This window comes from Streptomyces sp. B1866, from assembly GCF_031932565.1.
In the GTDB taxonomy this organism is placed as follows: Bacteria; Actinomycetota; Actinomycetes; order Streptomycetales; family Streptomycetaceae; genus Streptomyces.
The window spans coordinates 1-7,945 of record NZ_JAVSCF010000283.1; the positions used below are offsets into that span (position 1 = coordinate 1).

At 75.6% G+C, this 7,945-nt stretch carries 5 protein-coding genes; 4 read left to right on the forward strand and 1 reads right to left on the reverse strand.

Annotated elements, in window-relative coordinates:
* From RKE29_RS25750 to ftsY, 3 genes are all read left to right on the forward strand, one after another.
* The coding region (locus RKE29_RS25750; protein ID WP_312008037.1) for an AAA family ATPase at nucleotides 1-1,944 on the forward strand (1,944 nt) is incomplete at its 5' end.
* A gap of 406 nt (nucleotides 1,945-2,350) precedes the next feature.
* Nucleotides 2,351-3,721, forward strand: a complete 1,371-nt coding sequence (locus RKE29_RS25755) for a sugar porter family MFS transporter (RefSeq protein ID WP_312008042.1) — start codon at nucleotides 2,351-2,353, stop codon at nucleotides 3,719-3,721.
* Between the two features lie 81 nt (nucleotides 3,722-3,802).
* Nucleotides 3,803-5,008, forward strand: a complete 1,206-nt coding sequence (gene ftsY, locus RKE29_RS25760) for a signal recognition particle-docking protein FtsY (RefSeq protein ID WP_312008038.1) — start codon at nucleotides 3,803-3,805, stop codon at nucleotides 5,006-5,008.
* 185 nt (nucleotides 5,009-5,193) lie between these two features.
* Here the strand turns inward: ftsY and RKE29_RS25765 are convergent, their stop codons facing one another.
* On the reverse strand, nucleotides 5,194-5,883 hold the full coding sequence (locus tag RKE29_RS25765) for a bifunctional DNA primase/polymerase (protein WP_312008040.1): 690 nt from the start codon (nucleotides 5,881-5,883) through the stop codon (nucleotides 5,194-5,196).
* Between the two features lie 442 nt (nucleotides 5,884-6,325).
* On the opposite strand from RKE29_RS25765, the gene RKE29_RS25770 reads away from it, so the two are divergent.
* The gene (locus RKE29_RS25770; protein ID WP_312008041.1) at nucleotides 6,326-7,915 is read left to right on the forward strand and encodes a hypothetical protein; all 1,590 of its coding nucleotides are present in this window, start codon (nucleotides 6,326-6,328) and stop codon (nucleotides 7,913-7,915) included.
* The last annotated feature ends 30 nt before the right edge of the window (nucleotides 7,916-7,945 follow it).

Consider the following 7,945-nt stretch of genomic DNA (forward strand, 5'->3'; position numbering starts at 1 on the left):
GCCGACGCCCTGCGCCTGCTGCGCGAGCGCGACGCCGGCCGCGCGGCCCTGCTGCTGGCCGGCGCCCCCGAACCGGACCCGGAGCCCGAGCCCGTCCCGGGACCCGGTCCCGGGACGGGCTCGGGCTCCGGGACGGGCGGCCCGCGCCCGGCCGCCGACCTGGTGACCGGGCCCGCCGCGCTGCTGCCCGCCGTGCGGCTGCTGCTGCGCGGCGTGGTGGTGGTCGGCACCCTCCAGGACGCCGAGGAACTGGTCGCCGCGCGGCCCGGGCTCACCGCGGTGACCGCCGACGGCGACCTGCTTGGCGCGCACTTCGCGCACGGCGGCTCGGCGGGCGCGCCCAGCCTGCTGGAGGTCCAGGCGTCGGTGGACGAGGCCGCCGCCGAGCTGGCCGACCTCGCCGTACGGTGCGCGGAGCTGGCCGAGGCGCAGCGGGCGGCGTCCGAGCGGCGCGCGGCGTGCGCGGCGCGCGTGGAGGAGGCCGCGGCGCGGCGCAGCGCGGCCGACCGGGAGAAGTCCCGTGTCGCGCAGTCGCTGGGCCGGCTGGCCGGGCAGGCCCGCGCGGCCGCGGGCGAGGCCGAGCGGATGGCGGCGACCGCCGCCAAGGCCGAGGAGGCGCTGGAGCGCGCCACCCGGGACGCGGAGGAGCTGGCCGAGCGGCTGGCGGTGGCCGAGGAGAGCCACCCGGCGGACGAGGAGCCCGACACCTCCGTACGGGACCGGCTGGCGGCCGACGGCGCCAACGCCCGGCAGACGGAGATGGAGGCGCGCCTTCAGGTCCGTACGCACGAGGAGCGGGTCAAGGCGCTCGCGGGCCGGGCCGACGGGCTGGACCGGGCCGCGCGCGCCGAGCGGGAGGCGCGGGCGCGCGCCGAGCAGCGGCGGGCCCGGCTGCGGCACGAGGCCGCGGTGGCCGGGGCGGTGGCGGCCGGCGCCCGGCAGCTGCTCGCACACGTCGAGGTGTCGCTCGCGCGGGCCGAGCGGGAGCGGGACGGCGCCGAGCGGGCCCGGGCCGAGCGGGAGCGGGAGCTGATGGCCCAGCGCGAGCGGGGCCGGGAGCTGACCGGCGAACTGGACAAGCTGACCGACTCGGTGCACCGGGGCGAGGTGCTGGGCGCGGAGAAGCGGCTGCGGATCGAGCAGCTGGAGGCCACCGCGCTGGAGCGGCTGGGCGTGGAGCCGACCGCGCTGGTCGCCGAGTACGGGCCCGCCCAGCTGGTGCCGCCGTCGCCGCCCGCCGAGGGCGAGGTGCTGCCCGACGACCCGGAGCACCCGCGCAACCAGCCCGTACCGTACGTCCGCGCCGAGCAGGAGAAGCGGCTGAAGGCGGCCGAGCGCGCCTACCAGCAGCTGGGCAAGGTGAACCCGCTGGCCCTGGAGGAGTTCGCGGCGCTGGAGGAGCGGCACCAGTTCCTCAGCGAGCAGCTGGAGGACCTGAAGAAGACGCGGGCCGACCTGCTGGGCGTGGTCAAGGAGGTGGACGCGCGGGTCGAGCAGGTGTTCACGGAGGCGTACCGGGACACCGCCCGCGAGTTCGAGGGCGTCTTCTCGCGGCTGTTCCCGGGCGGCGAGGGCCGCCTGGTGCTCACCGACCCGTCCGACATGCTGGCCACGGGCGTGGACGTGGAGGCCCGGCCGCCGGGCAAGAAGGTCAAGCGCCTGTCGCTGCTGTCCGGCGGCGAGCGGTCGCTGACCGCGGTGGCGCTGCTGGTGTCGATCTTCAAGGCGCGGCCCAGCCCGTTCTACGTGATGGACGAGGTGGAGGCGGCCCTGGACGACACCAACCTCCAGCGGCTGATCCGGATCATGGAGGAGCTCCAGGAGAGCTCCCAGCTCATCGTGATCACCCACCAGAAGCGGACCATGGAGGTCGCCGACGCGCTGTACGGCGTGTCGATGCAGGGCGACGGCGTCTCGAAGGTGATCAGCCAGCGGCTGCGCTGACGGATCCCCGGCCGGACGGGCGGAGGGCGTACGCGGGGATGCCCGGCCCGGATCCGGGCAGGAGCCCCCCGGGCGGTCGGCGGCGCACGCGCCCACCCCTGGCTCCCGGGCGCGTACGCCGCCGGTCTCCTTCGAAAGACCGAAGGCACCGGCAGAAAGACCGAAGGCACCGACGCCGCGGGAGACCCGGAGGCGATTGATCCTCTTGTCTTGACTTCGCAATCCGAACGCATACTCTCGGACAGATTGATTTCGCCTTCAAGTGGTGGTCGGTGCACGGATTCGGTCACCCTCGAAGGGCCAACCCCCACCCCCGGCAGCGCTGCCGGGCGGGCCACAGGAGTCGACCTTGACCGTCGCCGCGCAGGCCCAGGCACCCGGGGGGCCCGTATCCGGGTCCGCCCACCTGGCCCGTGTCATCTTCATCACCGCAGCCGCCGCGATGGGCGGCTTTCTCTTCGGATACGACAGCTCGGTGATCAACGGAGCCGTCGAGGCCATCCGCGGCCGGTACGACATCGGCTCCGCCGCCCTCGCCCAGGTGGTCGCCGTCGCGCTGATCGGCTCGGCCGTCGGCGCCGCCACCGCGGGCCGGCTGGCCGACCGGATCGGCCGCATCCCCGTCATGCGGATCTCCGCCGCGCTGTTCACCGTGAGCGCGGTCGGCTCGGCGCTGCCGTTCGCGCTGTGGGACCTGGCCCTGTGGCGGGTGCTGGGCGGCGTGGGCATCGGCATGGCGTCGGTGATCGGCCCCGCCTACATCGCCGAGGTCGCCCCGCCCGCCTACCGGGGCCGGCTCGCCTCCTTCCAGCAGGCCGCCATCGTGGTCGGCATCGCCGTGTCCCAGCTCGTCAACTGGGGCATCCTCAACCTCGCAGGCGACGACCAGCGCGGCGAGATCGCCGGCCTGGAGGCGTGGCAGTGGATGCTCGGAGTGATGGTCCTCCCGGCCGCGCTGTACGGGCTGCTGTCCTTCGCCATCCCCGAGTCGCCCCGGTTCCTGATCTCCGCAGGCCGCACCGGCGCGGCCAGGGAGGTGCTGGCCGAGGTGGAGGGGCCGGGCACCGACCTGGACGCCCGGGTGGCCGAGATCGAGCGGGCCATGCGCAGGGAGCACACCTCGACCTTCCGGGACCTGCTGGGCGGCCGGTTCGGCCTGCTGCCGGTGGTGTGGATCGGCGTCGGCCTGTCGGTCTTCCAGCAGCTCGTCGGCATCAACGTCGCCTTCTACTACTCCTCCACGCTGTGGCAGTCCGTCGGCGTCGATCCGAGCAGCTCGTTCTTCTACTCCTTCACCACCTCGATCGTGAACATCGCCGGCACCGTGGTCGCGATGGTGTTCGTCGACCGGATCGGCCGCAAGCCGCTCGCGCTGGTCGGCTCGGTGGGCATGGCCGCCTCGCTGGGCCTGGTGGCGTGGGCGTTCTCCGCCAGGACCGGGTCGGGCGACGACGTCGTGCTGCCGGATGCCGAGGGCACCGTCGCCCTGGTCGCGGCCCACTCCTTCGTGCTGTTCTTCGCCCTGTCCTGGGGCGTGGTCGTGTGGGTGCTGCTCGGCGAGATGTTCCCCAACCGGATCCGCGCCGCCGCGCTCGGCGTGGCCGCGTCCGCCCAGTGGCTCGCGAACTGGGCCATCACCGCGAGCTTTCCCAGCCTGTCCGACTGGAACCTGTCGGCGACGTACGTCGTCTACACCGTCTTCGCCGCCCTGTCCGTACCCTTCCTGCTGAAGTGGGTGCCGGAGACCAAGGGCAAGAGGCTGGAGGACATGGGCTGACCGGGGGGCGGCGCGGCGACCCGCCGACCGCCCGAGCCGCCCGGCGGTTCCCGCAGCCGGGTGGCTGATACTGGGGGGGTTATGGAACTCGTCATCCTTATCGTCGTCATCGCTGTGGTCGCGCTCGCCGCGATCAGCGGGCTCGTCGTCAGCGGCCGCCGGAAGCAGCGGCAGCCCCCGGCGCCGCCCGCCGGCCCGTCCGTCACCGCGCCGCCCGCCGAGCCCCGGGTCGGCGAGGAGGCCGAAGCCCCGCCGGAGGCGCCGGGCCGGCCCGTGGAGGAGGTGGATCTGGCCACGGGCGCGCCACCGGCGCCGGTGGCCGAGGCGCCGCCGCCCGTGGAGGTCCCGGAGCCCGCGGCCGGCCGCCTGGTGCGGCTGCGCACCCGGCTGTCCCGCTCGCAGAACGCGCTGGGCCGGGGCCTGCTCACGCTGCTGTCCCGCGACCGCCTCGACGACGAGACGTGGGAGGAGGTCGAGGACACCCTCCTCACCGCCGACGTCGGGGTCACGCCCACCCAGGAGCTGACCGCGCGGCTGCGCGAGCGGGTGAAGGTCCTGGGCACCCGCACCCCGCAGGAGCTGCGCGGTCTGCTGCGCGAGGAACTGCTCCAGCTCGTCGGCACCGACGCCGACCGCGCCGTGCACACCGAGGGCGGCGTGACGCCGGACGGCACGGAGAAGCCGGGCGTCGTCCTGGTCGTCGGGGTCAACGGCACCGGCAAGACCACCACGACCGGCAAGCTCGCGCGGGTGCTCGTCGCCGACGGCAGGTCGGTGGTGCTCGGCGCGGCCGACACCTTCCGCGCCGCGGCGGCCGACCAGCTCCAGACGTGGGGCGAGCGGGTCGGCGCGCGCACGGTGCGGGGCGCCGAGGGCGCCGACCCGGCGTCCGTCGCGTTCGACGCCGTCAAGCAGGGCGTGGCGGAGGGCGCCGACGTGGTCCTGGTGGACACCGCGGGCCGCCTGCACACCAAGACCGGACTGATGGACGAGCTGGGCAAGGTCAAGCGGGTCGTGGAGCGGCACGGCGCGGTGGACGAGGTGCTGCTGGTGCTGGACGCCACCACCGGCCAGAACGGCCTGGTGCAGGCGCGCGTCTTCGCCGAGGTCGTGGACATCACCGGCATTGTGCTCACCAAGCTGGACGGCACCGCCAAGGGCGGCATCGTCGTCGCGGTGCAGCGGGAGCTGGGCGTGCCGGTCAAGCTCGTGGGCCTGGGCGAGGGCGCGGACGACCTGGCACCGTTCGAGCCGGAGGCGTTCGTCGACGCGCTGATCGGCGACTGAGCCCCGCCGCCCGCCGACTGCGGCCGGGCTCCGCGACCCGTGCGCGGCGGGTCCGACCGGCGGGGCGCGGCGGGCCCGCGGCCGGTACGAGCGGTCCCGCCCGTACGCGCCGACCCGTACGCGCCGACCCGTACGCCCGGCCGTGCAGCCTGCCCGTACCCGCCGGCCGGGCCCCCGGGGCCGCCTCAGCTCCGGGGGCGCCGGACCGCCGCCCGGTGGCTGGTGTAGGCCAGCGTGCCCAGCAGCAGCCGGGCGTGCGGCGGGCGGCCGGCCGTGTCGAGGGACGGCGGGCGCAGCCAGCGCACCGGTCCGCGCCCGCCGAGGTCGGAGGGCGGCGCGGTGACGTGGTCGCCCGGGCCCAGGCAGCGCAGGTCCAGGTCGGCGTCGTCCCATCCCATCCGGTACAGCAGGCCGGGCAGCTCGGCGGCGGCGCCGGGGGCGACGAAGAACCGCGCCCGGCCGCTCGGGGTGGCGGTCACCGGGCCGAGCGGCAGGCCCATCCGCTCCAGCCGGACCAGGGCGTGCCGGCCCGCGTGCTCGGCGACCTCCAGGACGTCGAAGGCGCGGCCCGCCGGCAGCAGCACGGCGGCGTCCGGCGCGGCCGTCCAGGCCGCCGCGACCTCGTCCAGGGTGGCCCCGGCCGGCACCACGGGGGCGTCCGGCAGCGGGTGCGCGCCGGGCGCGGGGCAGCCGGGCGCGCCGCACGAGCACGCGTACGCGCCGGAGCCCGGGACGCGCACCGCCCGCGCGCCGGGCACCACGTCCCACCCCCACAGGCCGGTGCACTCCGCCGCCACCGTCGTGGGCTCGGCCGCGCGGCCGCGGCGCCGTGCGCCGGACCGCGTGTCCCGGTTGCCGCCGATCGTGAAGCCCATACCCCCTCCAACGGGTCGCGTTCGTGGATGGTTACGACCCGGAGCGCCCCGTGGTGACGCTCCGTGAGCAATCCCGGGGCGGCCGCGGCGTGGCGAGGCGCGGCGGGTGGTGCGCCGCTGCGGGTACGCCTGGTCGGGCGTCGCCGCATTGATTGCTGGTCGCCCCATGTCAAGTGAATCGCGGGAAACGGCCAAGAGGTTCATCCGAAGGGGTGGCGAATGGTGGCGTTTCCGTGAACCCCCTCGCCGGGGCCGTGATCGTAACATTACTTTCAGTGCATGACGCCCCGGCTGGGACGCCGCGACGGTATGCGGAGGGATGGCCTCCCCGCAGGGAACCGGTCAGCGCGCGCGCCGGGCGGCGGACGGGGGGGACGGCGGCCGTAGCAGAGGGTATTTTCCGGTGGTGGTTCGAACGCATTCGCGGGATGGGGGCGTTCCGGTGGGCGGCAACGGCGGGCACGGCGACCGGGGGGGAAGCGCCAAGGGCCCCAACGCGCAGCTGAGTTCGTGGTTCGCGCGCAGCGGCTGGTCCAAGGGGGAGCTGGCGCGGCAGGTCAACCGCAGAGCCCGGCAGCTGGGGGCCCATCACATCAGCACGGACACCTCGCGGGTGCGCCGCTGGCTGGACGGCGAGCAGCCGCGCGAGCCGATCCCGCGCATCCTGTCGGAGCTGTTCTCCGAGCGATTCGGCTGCGTGGTCGCGGTCGAGGACATGGGGCTGCGGCCGTCCTACCCGTCGCTGGCCGGGGCCAGCGTGGACCTGCCCTGGACCGGGCACCACACGGTCATGCTGATGAGCGAGTTCTCCCGCAGCGACCTGATGCTCGCGCGCCGCGGCTTCCTCGGCACCTCGCTCGGCCTGTCCGCGGGCCCCGGTCTGGTCGAGCCGATGCAGCGCTGGCTCGCGCCCGCGCAGGCCCCCGGGCCGGACCGGCAGCACACCGAGGCCCGGCGCCCGCCCCGGCGCGGGGCGCGGCTGTCCCTGCCCGAGGTGGAGCTGCTGGAGAGCGCGGTGGTGATGTTCCGCGCGTGGGACGCGCAGTGCGGCGGCGGGCTGCGCCGCAAGGCGGTCGTCGGGCAGCTGCACGAGGTCACCGACCTGCTGCGGGAGCCGCAGTCGGAGGAGGTGGCCACCCGGCTGTTCCGCGTCGCGGCCGAGCTGGCCGCGCTGGCCGGCTGGATGAGCTACGACATCGGGCTCCAGCCCATCGCGCAGAAGTACTTCGTGCTCGCGCTGCACGCCGCCAAGGAGGCCGATGACCGGCCCCTGGGCTCGTACGTGCTGGCCACCATGAGCCGGCAGATGATCCACCTCGGGCGGCCGGACGACGGGCTGGAGCTGATCCACCTCGCGCAGTACGGCAGCCGGGACAGCGCCACCCCCCGCACCCAGGCGATGCTGTATGCGATGGAGGCCCGCGCGTACGCCAACCTGGGCCAGCCCAGCCGGTGCATCCGGGCCGCCCGGATCGCCGAGGACACCTTCGCCGAGTGTTCCCTGGGCGCGGCTTCCCCCGGCGCGGCGTCTCCCGGCGCAGCCTCTCCTGGCGAGCCCGAGCCGGACTGGATCGGCTTCTTCTCCGAGGCCGAGCTGAACGCGGAGAACGCCCACTCCTTCCGCGACCTCGCCTACGTCGCCGGCCGCAGCCCGCTCTACGCCGAGCAGGCCCGTCCCGTCATGCAGCGCGCGGTGGACCTGTTCGCCAAGGAGGCGGAGCAGGGCGGCGTGCACCAGCGGTCGTACGCGCTGAACCTGATCGGGATGGCCAGCGTGCACCTGCTGCGCGGCGAGCCCGAGCAGGCCGCGGAGTCGGCGAGCCTGGCCCTGCCGCTGGCCGGACGGATCCGCTCGGAGCGGGTCAACACCCGGCTGCGCAAGACGGTCGACACGGCGGTGCGCGAATTCGGCCACGTGCCGCAGGTCGCCGAGCTCGGTGAGCGACTCGCCGCCCAGCTGCCCGACGCGCCGCCCGCGCGCGAGGCGCACCCGGCCCGGCCGGCCGCGCCGGAGGTGGCCCGGGCGGTGTGAACCGCGCCCCGCGCGGGCCCGGCGGGACGG